Annotated in this window: 20 protein-coding genes and 1 other RNA gene; 9 read left to right on the forward strand and 12 right to left on the reverse strand. The window is 71.1% G+C overall.

Going from position 1 to position 21635, the window contains the following annotated elements:
- The first annotated feature begins 30 nt into the window (after positions 1–30).
- On the forward strand, positions 31–792 hold the full coding sequence (locus ABZ840_RS32335) for an SDR family oxidoreductase (RefSeq protein ID WP_361565791.1): 762 nt from the start codon (positions 31–33) through the stop codon (positions 790–792).
- A 246-nt stretch (positions 793–1038) separates the two neighbouring features.
- Positions 1039–1395, forward strand: a complete 357-nt coding sequence (locus tag ABZ840_RS32340; protein ID WP_361565794.1) for a hypothetical protein — start codon at positions 1039–1041, stop codon at positions 1393–1395.
- A gap of 191 nt (positions 1396–1586) precedes the next feature.
- Here the strand turns inward: ABZ840_RS32340 and ABZ840_RS32345 are convergent, their stop codons facing one another.
- From ABZ840_RS32345 to ABZ840_RS32375, 7 genes are all read right to left on the reverse strand, one after another.
- Positions 1587–2204, reverse strand: coding sequence for a hypothetical protein (locus tag ABZ840_RS32345; RefSeq protein WP_361565797.1), 618 nt, complete (start codon positions 2202–2204; stop codon positions 1587–1589).
- Between the two features lie 88 nt (positions 2205–2292).
- Positions 2293–2943 carry a hypothetical protein gene (locus ABZ840_RS32350; RefSeq protein WP_361565800.1) on the reverse strand — a complete coding sequence of 217 codons (651 nt, stop codon included), beginning with the start codon at positions 2941–2943 and terminating at the stop codon, positions 2293–2295.
- A complete protein-coding gene (locus ABZ840_RS32355) occupies positions 2940–3572 on the reverse strand; it encodes a hypothetical protein (RefSeq protein WP_361565803.1) in 633 nt (210 codons plus the stop codon). Before ABZ840_RS32355 ends, ABZ840_RS32350 begins: the two co-directional genes overlap by 4 nt.
- Complete coding sequence (locus ABZ840_RS32360) at positions 3569–3946, reverse strand: hypothetical protein (protein WP_361565806.1); 378 nt, start codon at positions 3944–3946, stop codon at positions 3569–3571. Before ABZ840_RS32360 ends, ABZ840_RS32355 begins: the two co-directional genes overlap by 4 nt.
- Positions 3947–3981: 35 nt before the next feature.
- Positions 3982–5295, reverse strand: coding sequence for a putative T7SS-secreted protein (locus ABZ840_RS32365; RefSeq protein WP_361565808.1), 1314 nt, complete (start codon positions 5293–5295; stop codon positions 3982–3984).
- Between the two features lie 3 nt (positions 5296–5298).
- Complete coding sequence (locus tag ABZ840_RS32370; protein ID WP_361565811.1) at positions 5299–5610, reverse strand: hypothetical protein; 312 nt, start codon at positions 5608–5610, stop codon at positions 5299–5301.
- A 50-nt stretch (positions 5611–5660) separates the two neighbouring features.
- Positions 5661–10367, reverse strand: a complete 4707-nt coding sequence (locus tag ABZ840_RS32375) for an FtsK/SpoIIIE domain-containing protein (RefSeq protein WP_361565814.1) — start codon at positions 10365–10367, stop codon at positions 5661–5663.
- Between the two features lie 244 nt (positions 10368–10611).
- Between ABZ840_RS32375 and ABZ840_RS32380 the strand changes: the two genes are divergently transcribed.
- A complete protein-coding gene (locus tag ABZ840_RS32380; protein WP_361565817.1) occupies positions 10612–10899 on the forward strand; it encodes a WXG100 family type VII secretion target in 288 nt (95 codons plus the stop codon).
- A 422-nt stretch (positions 10900–11321) separates the two neighbouring features.
- Here ABZ840_RS32380 and rnpB read toward each other — a convergent pair.
- An RNA gene (gene rnpB / locus ABZ840_RS32385) (RNase P RNA component class A) lies at positions 11322–11723 on the reverse strand.
- A gap of 145 nt (positions 11724–11868) precedes the next feature.
- Between rnpB and ABZ840_RS32390 the strand changes: the two genes are divergently transcribed.
- Both ABZ840_RS32390 and ABZ840_RS32395 read left to right on the forward strand, forming a co-directional pair.
- On the forward strand, positions 11869–12690 hold the full coding sequence (locus ABZ840_RS32390) for a MerR family transcriptional regulator (protein ID WP_361565820.1): 822 nt from the start codon (positions 11869–11871) through the stop codon (positions 12688–12690).
- Positions 12687–13334 carry a hypothetical protein gene (locus tag ABZ840_RS32395; protein ID WP_361565823.1) on the forward strand — a complete coding sequence of 216 codons (648 nt, stop codon included), beginning with the start codon at positions 12687–12689 and terminating at the stop codon, positions 13332–13334. The genes ABZ840_RS32390 and ABZ840_RS32395 overlap by 4 nt, the downstream gene beginning before the upstream one ends.
- A gap of 18 nt (positions 13335–13352) precedes the next feature.
- Here the strand turns inward: ABZ840_RS32395 and ABZ840_RS32400 are convergent, their stop codons facing one another.
- On the reverse strand, positions 13353–14852 hold the full coding sequence (locus ABZ840_RS32400; protein ID WP_361565826.1) for an RNB domain-containing ribonuclease: 1500 nt from the start codon (positions 14850–14852) through the stop codon (positions 13353–13355).
- 129 nt (positions 14853–14981) lie between these two features.
- Between ABZ840_RS32400 and yaaA the strand changes: the two genes are divergently transcribed.
- Together yaaA and eda are read left to right on the forward strand one after the other, a co-directional pair.
- Entirely contained in the window at positions 14982–15782 is an 801-nt protein-coding gene (yaaA, locus tag ABZ840_RS32405; protein WP_361565829.1) for a peroxide stress protein YaaA, read from the forward strand.
- Between the two features lie 84 nt (positions 15783–15866).
- Positions 15867–16538, forward strand: coding sequence for a bifunctional 4-hydroxy-2-oxoglutarate aldolase/2-dehydro-3-deoxy-phosphogluconate aldolase (eda, locus tag ABZ840_RS32410; RefSeq protein WP_361565831.1), 672 nt, complete (start codon positions 15867–15869; stop codon positions 16536–16538).
- 94 nt (positions 16539–16632) lie between these two features.
- Here the strand turns inward: eda and ABZ840_RS32415 are convergent, their stop codons facing one another.
- Genes ABZ840_RS32415 through ABZ840_RS32425 form a run of 3 tightly spaced genes read right to left on the reverse strand, consistent with a single transcriptional unit; the run spans position 16633 to position 19487 of the window.
- Entirely contained in the window at positions 16633–17883 is a 1251-nt protein-coding gene (locus ABZ840_RS32415; protein WP_361565834.1) for a bifunctional RNase H/acid phosphatase, read from the reverse strand.
- A gap of 6 nt (positions 17884–17889) precedes the next feature.
- A complete protein-coding gene (locus ABZ840_RS32420) occupies positions 17890–18633 on the reverse strand; it encodes a C4-type zinc ribbon domain-containing protein (protein WP_361565870.1) in 744 nt (247 codons plus the stop codon).
- Entirely contained in the window at positions 18630–19487 is an 858-nt protein-coding gene (locus ABZ840_RS32425) for a Nif3-like dinuclear metal center hexameric protein (RefSeq protein ID WP_361565836.1), read from the reverse strand. Before ABZ840_RS32425 ends, ABZ840_RS32420 begins: the two co-directional genes overlap by 4 nt.
- 250 nt (positions 19488–19737) lie before the next feature.
- On the opposite strand from ABZ840_RS32425, the gene ABZ840_RS32430 reads away from it, so the two are divergent.
- The gene (locus tag ABZ840_RS32430; RefSeq protein ID WP_361565838.1) at positions 19738–21189 is read left to right on the forward strand and encodes a hypothetical protein; all 1452 of its coding nucleotides are present in this window, start codon (positions 19738–19740) and stop codon (positions 21187–21189) included.
- Between the two features lie 148 nt (positions 21190–21337).
- Positions 21338–21505 carry a hypothetical protein gene (locus tag ABZ840_RS32435; RefSeq protein ID WP_361565841.1) on the forward strand — a complete coding sequence of 56 codons (168 nt, stop codon included), beginning with the start codon at positions 21338–21340 and terminating at the stop codon, positions 21503–21505.
- The last annotated feature ends 130 nt before the right edge of the window (positions 21506–21635 follow it).

Consider the following 21635-nt stretch of genomic DNA (forward strand, 5'->3'; position numbering starts at 1 on the left):
GCGGCGAAGCCCGCGTCCTACGCTGCCGCCATGACAGACACCGAGAATCCGAAGGTGGCCGTGGTGACGGGTGCCGGATCCGGCATCGGACGCGCGGTGGCGCTGACGCTGGCGGCCGCCGGCTGGTCGGTGGCGCTGGCGGGACGGCGCGCACAGACCCTGGACGAGACGGCCGCCCTCGCCGGCGACGGCGCGGAGACCCTCACCGTCCCCACCGACGTCTCCGACCCCGGCGAGGTCGCCGCGCTCTTCTCCGCCGTACGCGACCGCTTCGGCCGGGTCGACCTGCTCTTCAACAACGCCGGCACGTTCGGCCCGCCCGTAGCGCTGGAGGACCTCACCTACGAGGACTGGCGGTCGGTCGTCGACGTCAACCTCAACGGCGCGTTCCTCTGCGCCCAGGCGGCGTTCCGGGCGATGAAGGAGCAGTCGCCGCAGGGCGGCCGCATCATCAACAACGGCTCCATCTCCGCGCACGTGCCGCGCCCTAACTCCATCGCGTACACCGCGACCAAGCACGCCATGACGGGCCTCACCAAGTCCCTCTCCCTGGACGGCCGTCCGTACAACATCGCCTGCGGCCAGCTCGACATCGGCAACGCGGCAACCGACATGACGGGCCGCATGCAGACCGGCATCCGCCAGGCCAACGGCGAACTGGCGGTGGAACCGGTAATGGATGCGCAGGACGTCGCCCGCACGGTCCTCCACATGGCCGCCCTCCCCCTGGAGGCAAACATCCAATTCGCCACAGTCATGGCCACGGCCATGCCTTATATCGGGAGGGGGTGAGGAGTAGGCGGGCGGGGGCCGCTGGAGCCACTGAGGCCGCAACGGGGCACGGTCCTGCCGGGCGGAAAAGGCGGCTCGCGCCGCAACGGGGCAGGGGCGGGCACACCGGGGCACGGCGCCCGCCGACCGCCGCCCGACGTGCACTCACACCCCCGTCACACGTCCCCCACACCCCGCCCCGACAACCTCCACCGCCCCATTCGCGCCGGGCCCCACATCCGCCGACCGCTCGGTACGATCCCGCGCATGCCTCCCCACAACGACCTGGATGACCAAGGGACCGCGCTCCTCCTGGAGTCCGCCACGACGCCCCGGGAGCGGCGCGCGGCACTGCGCCGCCGTCGCCACCGGCCGTCGACCCCGCGCGAGGCCCGCATCACCCAGTTCGTGGTCTCCCTGCTCTTCCTGGCAGGCGGCATCGGCGCCCTCGTCGAACACGTGGACGCGCACACCTCGACCCGCACCATCGCGGCCTACCTCGCCCTGATCACCCTCTGCGTCGTCTCCGCCGAACTCAGCCGCCGCGGCCGCACCCGCATCAGCTTCTGGCTCCTGTGCACAGGAATGATCGCCCTGGGCCTCACCACCCCGTTCCTCCTCTGACACACCAGCCCCCAGCACCCCCGCCACCCCACGTTTTTCGTGCAGTTGTGGAGACGGCTTTGTGACGAAGATCGGGCGACGGTGTGGGGATCCCCCACCGCTCAGTCCCCGGCCACTCGCCGGGCTGGGGGCCGGGCTCTGTCGGCGGTGTCTTTGTTACCTTCCGGCCCGGGATGGAACCGTCCCTGCCGTCAGTCAACGACAAGGTCGTTCGGGTGTACGACCTTCATGCTTCGAGCGAATGCGTCGAACGCATCGATATTCGCGGACACCCAGTCGATGTCGTCGCTGACGGTGCGCATGGACAGGTCGATGCCGTACGAGTCGACGCGCCACCCATAGTTGACCGACACACGGGGAGCCCCACCGCCCGGCCCGAAGTGGCGGATGGAGCGCAGCCCCTGTCCGAGGTTGTCGGTGGTGAAATCAACGATCTGCGGTTCCCGCACAGCTCCGGGCTCGTTGCGTTGCACCAGCGTGTCCAGGAGCGGACCCACCGGTCCTTGCGACTCGACCGCGTAGAAGAAGAACGGCAAGGGCTCCCTGCGGCCACCCGGAAGGTACGCGAACAAATGCTGCATGGGGATCTTCTGCGGAAACTGCTCAGAGATCCCTTCGAGCACGCGCGCGAGCTCTTTCACCTTCGCCTTGTCACGGCCATCCTCGTGAAGCAGGAAGTGCAACTCGGCAAATTTCTTCGCCCACTTCCGCCGCACCCGACCAGCCCCCCTCCCCTCAAGGATGGGGATGGCAACCCACTCATCCAGGACTGTTTCATCGGTGAAGTCGATTGCGTACGGGGTACTCACACTGCGCTCCGAGATATCGCGCTTCCCCTATCGCGCCTGCGGGCTCTACGCACGCAAGGTCTTCGGGAAGGATCGGACCCGACCAGAATCACGAATGATTCCAGGTCTCCATTTCCTCATCCGGACTGACACGGATAGTGCGGGCGAACTCGTCGATGTCGGGGAGTGCGCGGATGATCCGGCCCGGATCGGGGTGGGAGAGAAGAATCAGGACCTCCGCGGCTTCCGACCCCTTCTCGTAGCGCCAGGCATAACGGAGGCCGGCATGCACCTCGTTGCTGTCCTCGTCCTGGAAGTAACGCAGCACACGCAGTCCGGTGCCAAGGTGGGAAGAATCGAAGCCCTCGACGATCGGGGGTTCGATGGCGTAGTCCGCATCGGCGTGCGTCAGTTCGCGCAGCGCCGTGTCGCGGTCTTCTTCATCGATCTCGACCAGGTCCACGAACACGGTAATCGGGATGTCTCTTGGGTGCGGCAAGTGCAAAAAGACGTCGAATCCCGGGCAGATGGCGGGCGCCCTGTTCGCGTGCATCACCAGGATGTCGGTCAGCAGCTCGACCTCGCCCGGCCGCGGCTTCTCGGTCGCGAAATCTTCCCACCACGCCTCGGCGAAGGTGCGCGCCCACCCCTCGGGCGTCCGAGCGGCTTCTACGTCCTCCAGTCCCGGCTCTGGCCACATGAGCGGCACGCGAATCCAGGGGTCGAGATACATGGCGTGCTTGACATTGAGCCAGCTCATTCATACCTCCACTCGAATGTACCCACGACTGCGTCGAACAGCTCGACCAATACATCGGTAAAATCGCTGTCGAGGTTTCCATCCCCTGGCGTGGAAAAGCTGATCGAAAGCCAATTTTCTGCGTTACCAGCAACCGGCATGACGTATTCGACCCGGCGAGTATCGACATCAAGCTCCCGGCCGGGCTCCGCCGCCACTCGACTCTCCCGCCGTACGGCTCTGCTGCCGGAGAGTTCCCTGGTGGTCGCACCGGGGCCCGCGGCGTTGGCTGCGAGTCGGTCCAGGACATGTTTGGCCTTGGCCTGTTCGGCGCCCCCAACGGGCAACTCAGCCACGATGAACGATGCGGCGACGAGGGTGCCGCCCCGCGGGCGCACCGGCAGATAGAGATCCAGTCCGCCGTTGCGCCGTGCAGCTCGAGCTCTCTTCTCGAGCTGCTTGCGCAGTTCGAGCCGAAAGCGCATGGCATCGTCGCGCGCCACTCCGTCCGGGACCTTATCCAGATGCGTGAAAAAGATCCGCTCAAGAGCCTCTTTTGTGCCCTCGCGGAGGGGAATCCGAGCCCAACCGGGCGGGATGATGAGCGTGTAGCCAGTAGGTGTCTTCTCAGCCGTTTCGCTGGGACTCACGGCGTCTCCTCGACAGGCCTCTTGATCAGCCCGCCCAACAGGATCGCCACACTGAGTACTGCCGGAACCGCTGCCACCCACGAGTAGATGATCAGTGCGCCGTTCGCGACGAGAAGCAGCCCCGCGGCCACCTTGAACATCGTCGGCAGGCTGCCCAAGTGCTCAGGGTTCTGAATGATCCGCCGGAACACCACGAAGACCACGGTCAAGGCAACGGGCGCGATCATCAAGGGCCAGGCCCACGCTTCGATCGGCACCCAGTCCCGCCCCGCGAACTTTCCGATCAGTCCTGCCAGGAGGAACCAGAGCAGGGGTACGAGCGCGATCACTCGAACCGCGAGCAGGCCCCTGGATTCGCCGTTACCGGATGACATCACGCTACCTCCTGCATTCCCCTGACCGAAATTGCTCACCATCCGCTCCCCACTTCAATAGTTGGGGCGTCCTTGAGGTCCCCGTAGCCGTCATACCCGACGAGCGACGAGGTGTTGTCGATCACCTTGTCGCCAACGTCGGCACCCGTACCGATACCCCAATAGATCTGGAACTTCTTGTGCTGCGACAGCGCTTCCTTCGCGCCTGCCTGAACCGTGCTGTCGCCGGCGTAAGCCGACTGCATGCGCTTGGCGTCCGCGGCGAGTTCCCGGCCTTCCTTCTCCCCGAAGCCCCGGCCTACCTGCGGCGTGGGGGTATTGGCCTCCGCCTGCTTCGCCGCACGCATCTCACCGGCACCCTGCGCACGCAGTCGCTGTTTGGCCCTCAACGCCATCTGCCCACGCTCCGAATTGGGTCCGTAGCGGGTGATGTTCTTGTCGAGGAGCTTGCGCATGTTCTTGTAACGATCGAACTGCTGGCGAGCCTTTTGCGTGCCCGCGGCAGCCTTGGAAGCGGTCTTGGTCAAAGCCCGGCTGGCCTTGAGACCCTTCATGGCTGCCGAGCCGAACCCCATCGTCACCACGGCGAGCGCGTCGAACGCAACGTCTGTCCATGAACCTTCGCCGGTGATTGCCAACACCAGGTGACCGGCCAGACTCGCGAACGTCAGAGCGGTGGCGAGCGCCGCGACCCAACCCACCGGGGTACAGAAGATGGCGACCAGAGCGAGCGCAGTCCCGAGATAGCCGATGACTTCGAGCGCTACATCGAGCCCTTGGGCAAAGTTCTCCCAAGTGCTGTCCTTGATGATGTCCGAGATGTCGTCACCGATGTTGCCGGCAAAGAACCCGGCGCGGGTGTCGCGCTCGGAGATGACGTCGTTCAGCTGCTTGCGGTACGTCGTCAGGTGGCTGTCGGGGTCCGAGTCCTCCGGCGCGTCCTTGCCGTCCTTCTTCGCCTCGGCTTCCTTCTTCTTCACCTCGGCAGAGTGGTGTTCATCCGCGGTCTTCGCGGCCTTGAGGATCCCGTCCGCCCGATCCTGGAAACCCTCCAGCTCGTTGGCCCACTTACCGAGGTCGCCCACCACGCGTTCGTAACGGGCCGCCGTCTCGCGGAAGTGCTTCTCCAGCTCGCCGGCCTTCTCGCGGATCTTGTCGGCGTAGTTGCCCTTCAGCGCATCGCCGTCCTCGGCCTTGCGCAGGATGCCGGCCTGGTCGCGGAGTGTCTTGGCGAGATTCCTCATCTCCGTGACCTCGTGCCGGATGTCCTCCGGGTCACCGGGAATCGGATCCTTCTCCGCCAGCGGATGCCAGTCGACCGGCCGGCGCCTGCCCCTACCTTTTCCCATCGCTTACTTTCCCCCGTTTTTCCCGTGCTTCTCTGTTGCGTTCTTCAGGTCGAGATCCTGCTTCTTGAAGTTCTTGAGAGCGCCCTCGACGTGCTCCCCCAAGTCCTTGACGTTGTCGACCAGCTTTTCTCGATAGTTGTCCCAGTTGGAGACGAATTCGTCCATCTTTTCGGCGATGCTGTCGTGACCCCAGATGTCCTGTATGTCTTCACTGTGATCATCGATGTCGTCCATGACCTTCTTGATTTCCTGAAGATTGCTCTTCGAGGATTCAAGCAGCGTGTAGTCGACAACCAGCCGATCGTGACCGCCCATGTGTCCCCCTTTTATTCGCGCTTACGTAGTCGACAGCTTCACGACGCGACTCACCCCACCGGCACAGTCACACCGAACGCCTCTCCGCTTCCCAGGTGCAGGAGGCCCTTGCCCGGGGTTACCGGGCCGCCTACCGAGCTGCGGCTCAGGCGGACGCCGATGAGTTCGCCGCTGGAGGTGTCCTGGGGGGAGAGCAGCAGGCCGCGCTTGGACTTCTTCAGGTCGACCTGCCAGCCGCTGAAGCCCGAGCAGACGTCGTCCTCGTCGCCGGCGATGACGATGCCGATGCCGCGTTCGGAGCCCCTGGAGATCAGGCGCTTGAACTCGTCCTCGGCGTCGCAGTCCTCCAGGAGTTCGCCGTCGTCGATGAGGATGACGATCGGGTGGTCCACGGACGCCGTCGCGACGGCCTCCTGCAGCTCGTCCTCCTCGATGTCGCTGCCCGTGAAGACCGCGAGGACGCCCTCCAGGCCCTTCAGTTCGCGCAGCGGGGAGGTTCGCGGTGCGGCGACGACGAGGCGGATGCCGCGGCCGACGTACGTACGTGCCAGGTTCATCAGCACCGTGGAGCGGCCCGACTTCGCCGGGCCCGCGATCACGAACGAACCCGTTGCCAGGTCCGGGCCGAAGGCCGTCAGGTCGTCGCCGCCGACGCCCACCAGGCCCCACAGCGGCGAGGCGAACGCCACCGGGTCGATGTGTTGCCACGCCTGGTCGAAGGTCATGCGGCTGGGCAGCGAGTCCACCCGGAACGGGCGCAGGGTGCGCGGCACCGCCGCGTCCCGGCGGGTCGCGCCCTCCCCGATCGCCGCGAGGGCCGCGTTCTGGCCCTGGCCGGTGGCGTCCTCACTGAGCAGCGCGAACTGGACCTCGGTGCCCGTCTCGTTGCGGAAGGCGCGGCCCGGCGGGATCTCGTCCGGCACCTTGCGGCTGTTGATGCCCAGCATCGAGAAGTCGGTACGGTCCGCGAGGCGCAGGCCGTACTTCTCCTCCGTCAGCGAGGAGATCCGGCCGGTCAGCAGCGTCCTGTCACCCGTGATCACCAGGTGGATGCCGACGCTCGCGCCCTCACGCATCAGGGTCAGCAACTCGTCGGTCAGCTCGCCGTGTTCCAGCTCGCCCAGCGAGGTGGCCCAGCCCTCCCAGCGGTCGAGCAGCACCACGATGTGCGGCAGCCGCTGGTCCTCCGGCGTCCCGGCGCGCTGTTCGCCGATGTCCGCGAAGCCGTACTCCGCGAGCAGCTCCTGCCGCTTGCTCGCCTCCGCCGACAGCCGGCGGACCAGGCGGACGGCCCGCTCGCTCTGGTTGCGGCCGACCACGGCGCCGCAGTGCGGCAGCTTGGTGAGCGCGTTGAGCGCGCCGTTGCCGCAGTCGATGCCGTACAGGTGGACGTCGGCGCAGGAGAGGGTGCGGGCCAGCGAGCCCGCGATCGTCCGCAGCACCTGGGAGCGGCCGCTGCGCGGCGCACCCGCGATGAGCAGGTGGCCGAAGGTCGCGAAGTCGACCGCGGCGGCGCGGCGGGCCTGGCTCGACGGCAGGTCCTCGATGCCGTACGGCGCCGGGGGCAGCGCGCCCTGGCCCCGCACCGGCGGCAGGTCCTCCGGCAGCAGCTTCTCGGTCAGGGCCGGCAGCCACGGGCTGTGCTGCTGCGGGATGCGCAGGTGGGCGTTGGCCTCCCGGACGGCGTCGACCAGCACCTTCAGGTCGGTGATCTCCTCTTCCTCGCTCTTGGCGGCCGCGGGCTTCGCCAGCGCGGCGCGCCCCAGTCCTGCCCAGTCCAGCTCCCCGGTCCACGGCGCGATGGCCATCGGGTCCACGGTGCCGGGACGGCGGCCGCCGACGCGGCCGGACTGGAAGGGGATGAGCGAGGCGGCGCCGGTGCGCACGTAGGCGCGGCCCGGGGTGTTCTTGGAGATGTTGCCGGCCTCGGGCGAGTCGATGACGTCCGAGGACTCGCCGCCGTCGGTGACGCGCAGGGCGATACGGAGGTTGGTGTTGGCCCGGATCTCCGGCGAGACCACGCCGGAGGGCCGCTGGGTGGCCAGCATCAGGTGGATACCGAGGGAACGGCCACGCTGGGCGATGTTGACCAGGCCGGTGACGAAGTCGGGCAGGTCGCGGACCATGGACGCGAACTCGTCGATGACGAGCAGCAGTCGGGGCAGCGGTGCCATGCCCGGGTTGCGGCGCACCAGGTCCTGGTAGTCCTCGATGTCCTTGGCACCGACCTGGGCCAGGATGTGCTCGCGGCGGTGCAGTTCGGCACCGAGGGACTCCAGGGCGCGCTCGACGAGGTGGGCGTCGAGGTCGGTGACCATGCCGACGGTGTGCGGCAGGTGGACACAGTCCTTGAACGCGCTGCCGCCCTTGTAGTCGACGAGCACGAAGGTCATGTTCTCCGGCGTGTTCGCCACCGCGAGCGCGGCGACGATCGTCTGGAGCAGCTCGGACTTGCCGGAGCCGGTCGTACCGGCGATGAGGCCGTGCGGCCCGTCCTTGCGGATGTCGATGCCGAACGGTCCGTCGTAGGACTCACCGACCATCGCCAGCGTGGACTGCCCGCCGGTCTGCCAGCGGGCGGCCACCGCGTTGGCCGTCGGCGGCTCCATCCCGATGACGTCGAGGAGGCGGCTGGCGTCCGGCAGCGCGCTGTCCGTCGTCTCGCCGCTGATGTCGCGCAGCGGGGCGAGGGACCGGGCCACCCGGGCGCACCAGGCCGGCGACACGAAGTCGGGCCGTACGCCGAGGATCTTGGCAGCGCCCTCCTGCTGCACGCGCAGCCGCAGCACGGAGGGGTCGATCTGCTCCGCGGCCGTCGGCACCGCGGCCATGGGGGCGCCGCTCTGGTTGTCGAGGGAGAGCATCACCGCGGCGGTGTTGGTCAGCGCCGGCGAGGTGGCCGCGGCCGACTTCTTCTTCCGCTTGCCCTTGCCCTTGCGGCGCGACCGGCCGGCCTCGGCCGCCTTCTTCCGCTGCTCGTCCTCGGCGGCCCGCCGCAGCGCTTCGTACGCGTCGCTCGCGCCGCCGCCGACCTGCCGCTCGTGCCGGGCGTGCCGGGCGTTGCGCGGCTCCGCGATCACGACGCCCTTGCACTCGCCGGGCAGGAAGCGCTCCTCGGCGTCCAGGCAGATCGCGTACATCGATACGGCCGGGCCCTCCTGGAGCAGCCGTACGACGCCGGGCATCGAACGCAGCCGGCGCGAGCCGTCCCAGACCACGACGATGTCGGGGTCGGAGAAGCCGACCTGGCCGCGGTTCTCCTGGGCGGCCTTCTGCCGGGCGTCGAGGATCTGGGTGAGTTCACCGATCCGGGCGCCGACGGTCTCGGCGTCGTTGCCGATGAGGACGTTGGCGTCCTGCGCCGTCGGACGGGCGTGCGGCAGCCAGCGGACCCAGTCCCAGCCGGCCTGCGCGTGCGCGTCGGTGAGTACGTAGAACTGCACGTCCAGCGGGCTGTGCAGGACTGCCGCCTGCGTCACTGCCCACCGCGCCAGGCTGCGCGCGGTCTCGTCGGGGCCCGCGAAGCCGATCACGCCGAGCTTGCCCAGGTGCAGGGCGACGGGGGTGTCGGCGATGTCCCAGGTCACCTGGCGGCGGTGGTCGTCCTGCTCGGGGTCGTCCAGGACAACGGCGGAGGGCAGCCGGCCGGTGCCCACCCGCAGCAGCAGGTGGTCGGCGTCGCTGCGGCGGCGCTCCCACAGCCGGGTGCGGGGGCCGGTGGCACCGGCCCAGATCGTGCCGGGGTCCGGGTGGTCGAGGTGACGGTCGCCGCGCTCCAGGACCAGCGCCTCCTGCGCGTCGCGCTCGATCCGGGCCTTGTGCTCCTCGTACTCCTCGACCTGCTTGGCGTGGGACTTGCGGCCGTGCTTCTTGTCCCAGAAGTAGTTGCCGATCATGATCAGCGGGCTGAAGACCGCCATCACCAGGTACGTCGCGCGCCCCATCACCATCGCCATGGTGATGGCCATGACGAGCGGGGACGCCGCCATCAGCCAGGGCAGCGGCCGGGCCTCGTACTCCTTCGGGGGCGAGGGCAGCCGGAACTTGGTGGTGCGCTCCGGCGGGCGCAGCCGCGGCGGGCGGTTGTAGTCGAGCGCGGAGCCGTCGTCGGACCACTTCAGGGCCGCGTCCGGCGGCAGGTAATGGGCCACGTCGAGCAGGGTGTTGCCGAGGGCGAGCTGGGAGCCGACGGGCAGCTGCTGCCCGTCGAACGGCTTGCCGTCGACGCGCACCTCCAGCTTGGGCTCCGCGTTCTCGGGCGCCGGCGTCGCCGCGCCGGGCTGCCCTTCCGGCTGCTCGCCGCCGTGCACGACCAGACGGAGGTCGTCGGCGGAGACCACGTAGAGCGTCATCGCGCGCTGCGGCAGTTCCGGGTCGTTGACGACCAGTTGGCAGTTCGGGTGGGAGCCGATGTCGTACCGGCCGATGCCGAGCCGGTGCACGGCGCCCGAGTCGGGACCGCCGGATACCCGGATCTCGATGACGCCGGACTGCTCGCCGGGCAGGGAGCCGGAGGGGTCGTCCAGGCTCACCACCGCGCCGTCGCGCAGCGGGGAGGTGGTGACGGTGTGCGCCGGGTCCAGTGGGTAGTTGTCGACGTAGAGCACCGGGACGGGCTGTCCCGCGCCGGCCCCGCCCCGTACGCGACGCGCCAACTCCCAGGCGACGGCGTCGATTCGGGTCTCCGGGTCGGCGTCGAGGACGAGGTCTGTGCTGGCCTGCGCATAGGGGTCGACAACGGTCAGCTTCAAACGCACTTACGCTCCTCCTCGAAATGCCTCTCTACGCGGAAGAGAATATCCTCCCGGGAACTCGGCCGCGTACCTGCAGCATGTCTCAATAACGTCCCGATTTACCGGGATTCATTGGGCGTTGCGACTGCGCTTATGTGCGCCCACGAAGGTCAGCGACTAGGGTGCCCAACGGCGCGCACCGAAGCGGTGCGCGCCGAGTGCATGCCGGGAGGGGGACCTCGCGGTCAACGGAGGGAAGGGGAACGTCATGGCTAAAGACCTTGATGTCACATATGAGGACATGCGGGCCGCGGCGAAGAAGATGAACCGCGAGAAGGAGCGCATCGAGGAGAAGCTCCACGACCTCAAGAGCTACATCGACGGCCTGCTGGAGAAGGGCTTCGTCACCCGCCAGGCCTCGAAGAAGTTCGGTCACGACTTCGAGGAGTTCAAGACGGGTATGTCGAAGACCAACGAGGGTCTCGACGGCCTGGCGCAGTACCTGGAGAAGGCTGCGGACTCCTTCGAGAACCTCGACCTGGAGCTGGGCAAGTAAGTCGGCGACAGCCGCGTTCGAGCCTGCTGCGCACAGCGCTGGGGGTGAGGGGGGTGTCGGCCCGTACGGGCCGGCGTCACCCTCACCCCTTTTTTGTTTTCGGCGGCGCCGAAAAGCTCTCCACTATCGTCACATCTCCTGCGGCGCATTCACAGATTATTCACATGTGCCAATCATTGGCGGGCCGGCGTTGGTACACGGAATCGAAAGCGCATCACCATAGGGGAAGAGAAGACCCCGGATATCGGCCACTGTCCTGATTGATGACGCTTCTGCCCCTTGTGACCGAAGTCGTCGGGACCCTGGTGACGGCGCGGTGGCATTGCGGGATTCCGGCGCTCGTGAGCTCGGTCACAAGGAACGCCGAATTACGTCGCACAAACAATTCTTCGCCGGGCTTGAGCCACGCGGCGAGAGGGCGGCGGACGAGTCGGCCTGTACGCCGGGTTCTGTCTCCCGAGGCCCTTGCGGGCCGCGGGGAGGCGGCCATCCATCTAGGGCTGCCGTTGCCGGCAGCCTCGTGCGGTCCACCCGCGGACTCGGGCGGGCAGCCCTCGAACATCCGCGCAGGGCCGTCCGAAGACGGCCCCTCTTGACCTTGCTCCAGGTGGGGTTTACCTAGCCCTCCGAGTCACCTCGGAGGCTGGTGGTCTCTTACACCACCGTTTCACCCTTACCGGCGCCTTGCGGCACCGGCGGTCTGCTTTCTGTGGCACTGTCCCGCGGGTCACCCCGGGTGGGCGTTACCCACCACCCTGCCCTGTGGAGCCCGGACGTTCCTCGGGGAGGTCCGAAGACCCCCACGCGACCGCCCGGCCGGCTCGTCCGCCGTACCGACCATGCTACCCGTCCGGCACGGCGCTCCGTCCCCGGCCACGGCCCGCGCCGGTTCCTTGACCTTGCCGCAACGTCAACGTTTCTACTGGTCGCCATGGAGACGGGAAGAAGCACACGCACCGGACGGCCGGCATGAGGATCGGCGAGCTGGCGGCGCTGGCCGGCGTCAGCACCCGGACCGTACGCCACTACCACCACCTGGGGCTGCTGCCCGAGCCCGAGCGCCGGGCCAACGGCTACCGGGAGTACGGGCTGCGCGACGCCGTCCTGCTGTCCCGGGTGCGGCGCCTCACGGAGCTGGGGCTGGGGCTGGACGAGGTGCGCGACGTACTGGCCGAGGACGCCGGGCGCGACCTGCACGAGGTATTGACCGAGCTGGACGCGGACCTGGCCCGGCAGGAGGCGGACATCCGCGAGCGGCGGGAGCGGCTGGGCACGCTGCTGCGCCGGGCCGAGGAGCACGGCGGCCTGCCCGCCGAGGGCCCGGTGTCCGAGGAACTGGCGGACGTCTTCGGGCGGATGGCCCGCGCCTCGGCCGCCCGGCCGGGCCCGGAGCCCGCGATGGCCGCCCAGGAACGGGAGCTGATGGCCATGTTCGAGTCGATGGGCACGGCGACGGCGGAGGTGTCGACGCTGCTCGGCTCGGCACTGGACGACCCCGGGGCGATGGACCGCGCGTACGAGGTGTACGCGCTGCTGGACGAACTGGCGGAGGCGGACGTGGACGACCCCCGAGTGGCACAGGCCGCACAGGCGATCTGCGACTCCCTGCCGGACCACGTGGCCGCCGAGCTGGCCGCCGGCGCCCAGGAGGCGCTGGCCGCCGAGGAGGCCCGGCCGGGCGACACGGCCGGGGCCCAGGCCCTGATGGAAGCCTTCTACGCGCACTTCGCCCCGGCCCAGGCCGCCGCCGTCCGGCAGGCCATCCGGCTCTTCACGGAGCGTGCGCGATGAACCGGGGGCACGCGCTGCGCCTGCTGCTCGCGCACGAGGGCCGCTGGCTGGTGAGCCTGGGGCTGTGGACGACGCGGCGGCAGGACGGGGCCGGCCCGGGGATGCGCGCCTTCGGATACTCACGGCCGCAGGCCCCGCTGGTGCTGGGCTTCGCCTTCGTGTGCCTGGTCGAGACGGTCGGGGTGTCCTTCCTGCTCGCCGACTACCCCACCCTCCACTGGATCCTGCTCGTCCTGGACGTCTACACGGTCCTGATGGCGCTGGGCATGCACACCGCCGCGGTCACCCGGCCGCACCTGCTGGGCCCCGAAGTGCTGCGCGTGCGGAACGGCGCGCGGCTCGACGCCGCGATACCCCTGGCGCTGATCGCCACCGTCCGGCGCGACCTCCGCTTCCCCAACGGGAAGCCGCCCGCCGGCGTCCTGGAGGCGGCCGTCGCCGGGCAGACGACGGTGACGGTGGAGCTGTCCGCACCGGTCACGGTCGTACGGCGGTTCCTCGCACCGCCCGAGGAGGTCCGTACGGTCCGGTTCCACGCGGACGACTCACGGGCGGCGGTGACGGCCCTGCGCGAGGCGGCCGAGGCGGTGCGAGAGGCGCGTACCTCGGAACAGGAACCGGAGCCGGAGCCGGCCGGCTCCTGAAGGCACCCGGCGCGGCCTTCAGGCCGGTACGAAGCGGACCGGCTCGCGGCCCGGATCGGCGGCGGTGAGGCGGACGCGCAGGGGGCGGCCGAGTGGCAGCGGCGGGGCATCGGGGGCGGCGTCCACCCGGCCGACGACCGCCGGGGCACAGAGGTGGACGGTGCCCCGGCGGGGCCGGTCCGGGTGGACGTCGACGACGTACCCGTCGAAGAGGTCACCGACCCGGTCCCGCAGGACGGCCGCCTCGACCAGGTCCACGCACTCCCGCTCGACGCGGTGGGCGCGCCGCCCGCCCGCCGCCATCTCCTCCGGCAGTGCGGGCAGCGCGGCACGCACCCAGTCCGGCGGGTCCTCCCCCGCCGCCGCCGACAGACACAGCTCGGCGGCGTACCGGTCGACGAGGCGGCGCAGTGGCGCCGTGGCATGGGCGTACGGCGCGGCGATGGCGGAGTGCAGGACGTCGCCGGGTGCGGGCGGCGTGCCGTCGAAGGCCGTGTAGCCCGCGCCGCGCAGCAGGGAGGTGCACTCCTGGAGGAACGCGGCGTGCGTGGGGAGGTGCGGGTCGAGGCCCCGGATCAGCTCCGCGTACGAGGTGTGGTGCGGCCAGTCGATGTCGAGGGCCCGGGCGGTGCGGCGCAGCCGACCCACCGCGCCGTCCGGGGGCGGGGCCTCCTCCCGCGCGAACGGGGTGGCGAGGTTCGGGGACGGCAGGGTGCGGAGGATGCCGGTGCCGGCGTCGAGCATCAGGCCGGCCGCCGCCATGCCGGTGAGCAGCGAGAGCTGTGCGTTCCAGCCGTCGGCGGGCAGCGGGGCCCGGTAATCGAGGCGGTAGCCGCCGTCCCGGGCCACGATCTCCTGCTCGGGCACGTTGAGCGAGATGCCGCCGCGGTCCCGCTCGCGCTCCTCGCGCAGCTGGCCGATGTCGCGGAGGAGGGAGAGCGGTTCGGCGGCCGTGCCGGACTCGATGGCGCGCTGCACGCCCGCGTAGTCGAGCCGGGCGCGGGAGCGGACCACGGCCCGGCGTACGTCGGTGCCGACCAGCGCGCCGTACTCGTCCAGGTCGAGCCGCCAGAGGACCGCGGGCCGGTCCTGGTCGGGCAGCAGGCTCGCGGCGCCCTCGCCGAGGACGGGCGGGTGCAGGGGCACGCGCGCGTCGGGGAAGTACAGGGTCGTCACGCGGCGGTGCGCCTCGGCGTCCAGCGCGCTCCCGGGGGCGACGAACGCGGCGACGTCGGCGATGGCGTAGTGCACGCGGAAGCCGCCCGGTTCCCGCCGGGCGAGGTACATCGCCTGGTCGAGGTCGGTGGAGCCGGGCGGGTCGATGGTGAAGAGCGGAAGGCCGGTGGCGTCCTCGGCCGGCATCCGGGGGCTCCGTGCGGCGCGGTCGGCCTCCGCCGTGACCTCGGGCGGGAAGTCCGCCGGGATCTCCAGGCGCGTCCGCAGCTCCCGCAGCGCGCCGCACAGCGGGGCGGTGTCCTCCAGGGCTTCGTCGGTCACACGCATCGGGCGACGGGGCATGGCACGAGACTAGGACAAATCCCCTCCGGGCACCGTCAAGCTCCGACACGGCGACGGCATAGGGTTCTCGGGGGCCGCCCGTCCGGCGCGGCCCGCTCTCGTGCCCGTACCGCCGTAAGGAGACCGACCGTGCTCACGCTGCTGCCGCCGTCCGAGGGCAAGGCCGACGGACAGGACGGCTCGGCCCCGCTGGACGTGGCCGCGCTGTCGCTGCCGGGCCTCGCGCCCGCCCGGGAGGCCGTACTGACCGAGCTGGTCGAGCTGTGCGCGGCGGACGCGGGCAAGGCGCAGGAGGTGCTGGGCCTGAGCGAGGGTCTGAAGGGCGAGGTGGCGAAGAACGCCGGGCTGCGCACCGCCGGCGCCCGCCCGGCGGGCGAGATCTACACCGGCGTGCTGTACGACGCGCTCGGCCTGGCGACGCTCGACGAGAAGGCGCGGCAGCTGGCGGAGCGGTCGCTGCTGGTCTTCTCCGGACTGTGGGGCGCGGTGGGCATCGCCGACCGCATCCCGTCCTACCGCTGCTCCATGGGCGTGAAGCTGCCGGGGCTGGGCGCGCTCGGGGCGTACTGGCGCGGCCCGATGGCCGAGGTCATGCCCGCGGCGGCCGGGGACGGCCTGGTCCTGGACCTGCGCTCGTCGGCGTACGCGGCGGCCTGGAAGCCGAAGGGCGAGGTCGCCGAGCGGACGGCGACGGTGCGGGTGCTCCAGTCGAAGATCGTGAACGGGGTGGAGAAGCGCTCCGTGGTCAGCCACTTCAACAAGGCGACCAAGGGCCGGATGGTCCGCGACCTGCTCTCCGCCGGGCTGGCACCGGCCACCCCCGAGGAGCTGGTGGAGGCGCTGCGCGGGCTGGACTACGCGGTCGAGGCGCAGGCCCCGGCGAAGGCCGGCAAGCCGTGGTCGCTGGACGTCATCGTCACCGAACTCTGACCGGAGCCCACGGAAGCGATCCCTCTCATTGCAACATGCGCAACGCGCGTTGCGAAGAGTGCGGTCGAGGCGCACTATGAACCCGTGACTAGTGCTGCCTCTGCTTCCGCCGTTCCCGAGCGTTCCGTCCTCGGGCTCGCCCCCGTCGTCCCCGTCGTCGTCCTGGAGGACGCCGCCGACGCCGTACCGCTCGCCCGCGCGCTCGTCGCGGGCGGCCTGCCCGCGATCGAGGTGACGCTGCGCACCCCGGCGGCGCTGGACTCCATCCGGGCGATCGCGGCCGAGGTCCCGGACGCGGTGGTCGGCGCGGGCACGGTGATCACGCCCGCGCAGGTCACCGGGACGGTCGCGGCAGGCGCCCGCTTCCTGGTGAGCCCGGGCTGGTCGCCGCGGCTGCTCGGCGCGATGCAGGACTCCGGCGTGCCGTTCCTGCCCGGCGTCTCCACGACGTCCGAGGTCGTGACGCTGCTGGAGGAGGGCATCACGGAGATGAAGTTCTTCCCGGCGGAGGCCGCGGGCGGCACCCCGTACCTGAAGTCGCTGGCCTCGCCGCTCCCCCAGGCCCGCTTCTGCCCCACCGGCGGCATCAAGGCCGCCAACGCGCCGGAGTACCTCGCCCTGCCCAACGTCGCCTGCGTGGGCGGCACGTGGATGCTCCCGGCGGACGCCCTGGCGGCCAAGGACTGGAACCAGGTCGAACGCCTGGCGCGCGAGGCGGCAAATATAAGCCCGTCTGGGGGCACCTCCCAGCGGTAGCTGGGGGAGTTTGAGGACGCCCGCCGCAGGCGCAACGGCGCCGCACCCGGCTACGGACGGTGGACCGCACCGCCCGTAGCCGTATCGGCCAAGCTCACCGCAGGTGAGACGTGTCGTTCAGCAGCCGCAACGACGCGTTCCCGTCCGCGTAGTACGCGATCGCCGACAGCGACGCCGCGGAGAGCTCCATCCGGAACAGCGACTCCGGCGGCGCGCCCAGCGCCAGCCGTACCAGGGTCTTGACCGGTGTCACGTGGGTGACCAGCAGGACCGTCTTCCCCGCGTACCGGGCCCGGAGCTTGTCACGGGTGAGCTCGACCCGGCGGGCCACGGCCGCGAACGACTCGCCGCCGCCGGTCGGTTCCGCCTTGTCGGAGGCCAGCCAGGCGTTCAGGTCGGCCGGGTGGCGCTCGCGCACCTCGGAGAAGGTCAGGCCCTCCCACGCGCCGAAGTCCGTCTCGCGCAGCCCGTCCTCGATCCGCACGTCCAGGCCCAGCCGGGCCGCGATCGTCTCGGCGGTCTCCCGGCAGCGGCGCAGCGGGGAGCTGACGATCGCCTGGACCGTGCCGCGTACGGCGAGCGCGGCGGCCGCCTCGCGGGCCTGCAGGCGGCCCGCGGCGGAGAGTTCGGGGTCCGAGCCGCCGCTGCCGGAGAACCGCTTCTCCGGGGTCAGCGGGGTCTCGCCGTGCCGCAGCAGGACGAAGGTGGTCGGCGCCCCCAGGTCGGCGGGCGCGGCCCAGCCGGACGGCGGGGTGGCCGTGGCGGTGCCGGTGTCCCGCGGCTCGGCGGTCGCCCCCGGGGCGGCGGGCGCGGCACCCGTGGCGTCGTCGATCTCCGCGTCCGCGACCGCGGTGTCCGCGGCCGTCGCGCCCGCGGGCCGCCGCGGCCCGGAAGCGAGCGCCGCCTTCGACATGCCCGGCTCCCACTGACGGCCCGCGGCGCCCGCGTCCATCGCCTCGTTGGCGAGGCGGTCGGCGTGCTTGTTCTCCTTGCGCGGGATCCACTCGTACGTGACCCGGTCCGGCGGGAACACGGCCTTGGCGGTGGCCGCGAGCGGCTGCATGTCCGGGTGCTTGATCTGCCACCGCCCGGACATCTGCTCGACGACCAGCTTGGAGTCCATCCGGACCCGGATCTCCGCCTCCGGGTCGAGGGCGTGGGCGGCGCGCAACCCGGCCACCAGCCCCTTGTACTCGGCGACGTTGTTCGTGGCCGTACCGAGGAACTCGGCTACCTCGGCCAGCGTCTCGCCGGTCTCGGGGTCGATGACGACGGCGCCGTACCCGGCGGGCCCGGGATTGCCCCGCGACCCGCCGTCCGCCTCGACGATGAACGTACGCGCCATCGCGGCTTACAGGCCCGAGTCGGGCGTACGGACCAGGATGCGGCTGCAGTTCTCGCAGCGCACGACCTTGTCGGCAGGGGCGGCCCGCACGTCGTTCAGCTCGGTGATGTCCAGCTCCAGGCGGCAGCCCTCGCAGCGGCGCTGGTAGAGGCGGGCGGCACCGACGCCACCCTGCTTCTCGCGCAGCCGGTCGTAGAGCTTGAGCAGGTCGGCCGGGATGTCGGCGACGGTCAGCTCCCGCTCCTTGGTGACACTGGCGCCCTCGCCGTCGATCTCGGCGAACGCGGCGTCCCGGCGCGCGACGGCGTCGGTGACCTTGGCCTGGATGGCGTCGACCCGCTCGGACAGCTCGGCGACGCGCTCCTGCGCGGACTCGCGGCGCTCCATGACCTCCAGGACGACCTCTTCCAGGTCGCCCTGGCGCTTGGCCAGCGAGGCGATCTCGCGCTGGAGGTTCTCCAGGTCCTTCGGCGAGGTGATCGCGCCGGAGTCGAGGCGCTGCTGGTCGCGGGCGGCGCGCTGGCGCACCTGGTCCACGTCCTGCTCGGCCTTGGTCTGCTCGCGGGCGGTGTCGCTCTCCTCGGTCTGCGCGGCGACGAGCAGGTCGCGCTGCTGCGTGAGGTCGCCCTCCAGGGTCTGGAGCTCGGCCAGCTCGGGGAGGTTGTTGCGCTTGTGCGCGAGCTGGGTGAGACGGAGGTCCAGGGACTGGACGTCCAGGAGGCGGATCTGGTCTGCGGGCGCGGCGTTCAGTTGGGGGCTCCAAGGTGGTGATCGGGGGTGACGGATGCCGCGTGGGCGGTCCAGGGGTCGGTGACCGTACGGGAGACGTGCGTGCGCAGGTCCCAGCCGTGCCGGTCGGAGATCTCGTCGAGCTGCGCGGCCGCCTGCTCGCACCACGGCCACTCGGTGGCCCAGTGCGCGGCGTCCAGCAGCCCGAGGGGGCTCTTCTGGGTGGCCTCGGAGGCCGGGTGGTGGCGCAGATCGGCGGTGAGGAAGGCGTCCACGCCCGCCGCGCGCACGTCGTCGAAGAGGCTGTCACCGGAGCCGCCGGAGACCGCGACCGTACGGACGGTGCGGTCCGGGTCGCCGGCGACGCGGATGCCCTGCGCGGTGGCGGGCAGCCGCTCGGCGGCGTACCGGGCGAAGTCGCCCAGCGGCATCGGGTGGCCGAGCTCGCAGATCCGGCCGAGGCCGCGGCGGCCGGCGGGGTCGCTCGCGTCCGGCACGAGGGGGCGCAGCACGCGCAGGTCGAGGGCGCCGGCGAGGGCGTCGGAGACGCCGGGGTCGGCGGTGTCGGCATTGGTGTGCGCGACGTGCAGGGCGATGTCGTTCTTGATCAGCGTGTGCACGACCTTGCCCTTGAAGGTGGACGCCGCGACCGTCGTGGTCCCCCGCAGGTACAGCGGGTGGTGGGTGACGAGCAGGTCGGCGCCGATCTTCACGGCCTCGTCGACGATCTCCTGCACCGGATCGACGGCGAAGAGCACGCGCTGGACGGGGGCTTCGGGGTCGCCGCAGACGGTGCCGACGGCGTCCCACGCCTCTGCCCGCTCGGCGGGCCACAGGGCGTCGAGGGCGGAGAGGACTTCAGACAGTGCGGGCACGGGGGGAAGGTTACCTCCCACCCGCCGCCGAACGCCCAGCCGCGGTGGCCGCGGGACACCGGGCGCACCCGCGGCCGGACCGCGGACGGACGCGTGCGGCCCCGGGCCGGTGGCCCCCCTCGGCACATGCGTCGCACTGTTCGCAGGCGAATCGGACACACGCCACTCATACGCGTGAAGTGGTCCATCACTCGTTGATCGGCAGGAAGTGCGAAAACTAGCTTCTTTCGTGACTGGAGGTGACCATTCGATGACAGCCTGTGCCACCGAGCGGGTCAGGACCGACGGGAACAACGTCCGGACCAGCGGGAACACCGCCGGAAGCGGCGGCCACACCGAGGACTTCACTGTCACGGAGAGTGCCGTTCCCGGTGCGCCGGGACACCCCGGCCTCAGGAGCCTCACCGGACTGCCCCACCGCCCCGCCCCGCTGCCCCTCGCCGCCGACGGTTCGTACGCCGCGCGGCTCGTTCCCGCGCCGGGCGGCGGCTGGTTCCCCGAGCGCTGGACGCTGGACGGCTGCGAGCCGTACGCGGTACCGCTCCCCGGCCGCCGGCCCGAGCGTCCGGACAGCGCGCTGCTGCCGCTCGCGGACGGCCGGGTGCTGATCGTGCGCCGCGCGGAAGGCCACAGCACGGTCGCCCTCCTCTACCCCACCGGCCCGGGCACCGGTGAACTCCCGCTGGGCGGCGTGGAGACCGAGGAGCTGACGCTGTTGCCGCCCGCCCCCTGCGGCACGTCGGCGCACGCCCTCGCCCCCGTGGGCGGCGACGGCGCACGCCGGGCCACCGCGGTCTGGCTGCTGCACGGCGGCGACGGGCCGCAGCGGATCGCCCTGGTCCCCGGGCGCTGCACCGGCGGCGCCTGGCTGGACCGCGAGGGCCGGCTGCTCGCCCTGGACCGCGAACTGGACGGGCCGACCAAGACCGTCGTGGTCGACCTCGGCCGGGGCGGCGGGGTCAGCCCGCTGCTGGAGATCACCGAGCGCAGCAACGACCGGCTGCTGCTGGCCGACCCCGACAGCGGCCTGGTGCTGCTGCGGTCGGACGCGCCGGGGTACGACCGGATGGGCTGGGGCGTGCTGGGCAGCACGCTCCCGGTGCGGTTCCCCGAGGCGCTGCACGCCGCGGACGCCGCGCTGACCCCCTTCGCCGTGCAGCCGGGTCAACAGCTGGCCCCGGAGAGCTGCGCGGTCGCCTTCCGGGTGGACTCGGCGGCCGGCACCTGGCTCGCCGCCTGGCGGCCGGCCGAGAGACGGTTGCGACAGTTGGCCGCGCCGGCGGGCTGGCTGCCCGGCACGGGCCACTGGACGCCGGCGGGCGAGCTCCGCCTGCCGTACGCGACGCCGGGCGTCCCGTGCGGCGTCGCGCGGGCCGGGGTGCCGTGGGACGCGGAAGTCAGCCCGCCGGCGGACCCCGCGGACGCGTCGGTGACCTCGTCGGCCGCCCTCCCTGTACCGGCCGGGGCGCCGACCCCTGAATCGCACTCGCAACGACTGAGACGGTTCTCCTGGAACACCTCGGCCGCACTGCCGCCCACCGCCGGAATCCGCACTTCCCCCTTGAGGCATCCGAACGGCTGCACAACATCCACACATTCGAGCCCGGCGGCGACGGAACCGTACGAAAGCGCGGCGCATCCTCAACCCTGCAGGCCAGTGCCGCTGCAACAGGCGCCGCTCGCGGCCCGGGAGGCCCGGTAGAGCGAGAAAGAGCGCCCCGTTAGAATTTGCAAGGGGCTACGCAGCCGGTTGACCCGGCCACCGACGGTGATGCCCGGGGGCATCCCCGGCGGAGCTGGGGGAGGTCCCGACGCGTACCTGTAAGCGATCTGACGGAGTGACACTTTCCATGTCCGAAGCCCGAACCGAAACGACCGAGGCGCGCCCGCAGCAGGGTTCCGCCCAGGCCGCCCCGGCCGCAGGCTCCGGCAAGCACCGCGGCCCGGCGGCGAGCGAGGACGCGGCGGCGTCCAGCGCCGGGCGGCACCGCCGGCCTTCGAACTCCCGGAACGCCTGAGCGGAAAGCCCGGGCAGTACCGAGACGGCCGTGGCCGCCACGAGAGAGGTCTCCCGTGGCGGCCCAGCCGGTCTCCGGCACCCTCGACACGCCTGCCCCGGCACCGCCGCCCCCGAAAACCGGTGCCGAC

The organism is Streptomyces sp. NPDC047117, from assembly GCF_040643545.1.
Classification (GTDB): Bacteria; Actinomycetota; Actinomycetes; order Streptomycetales; family Streptomycetaceae; genus Streptomyces.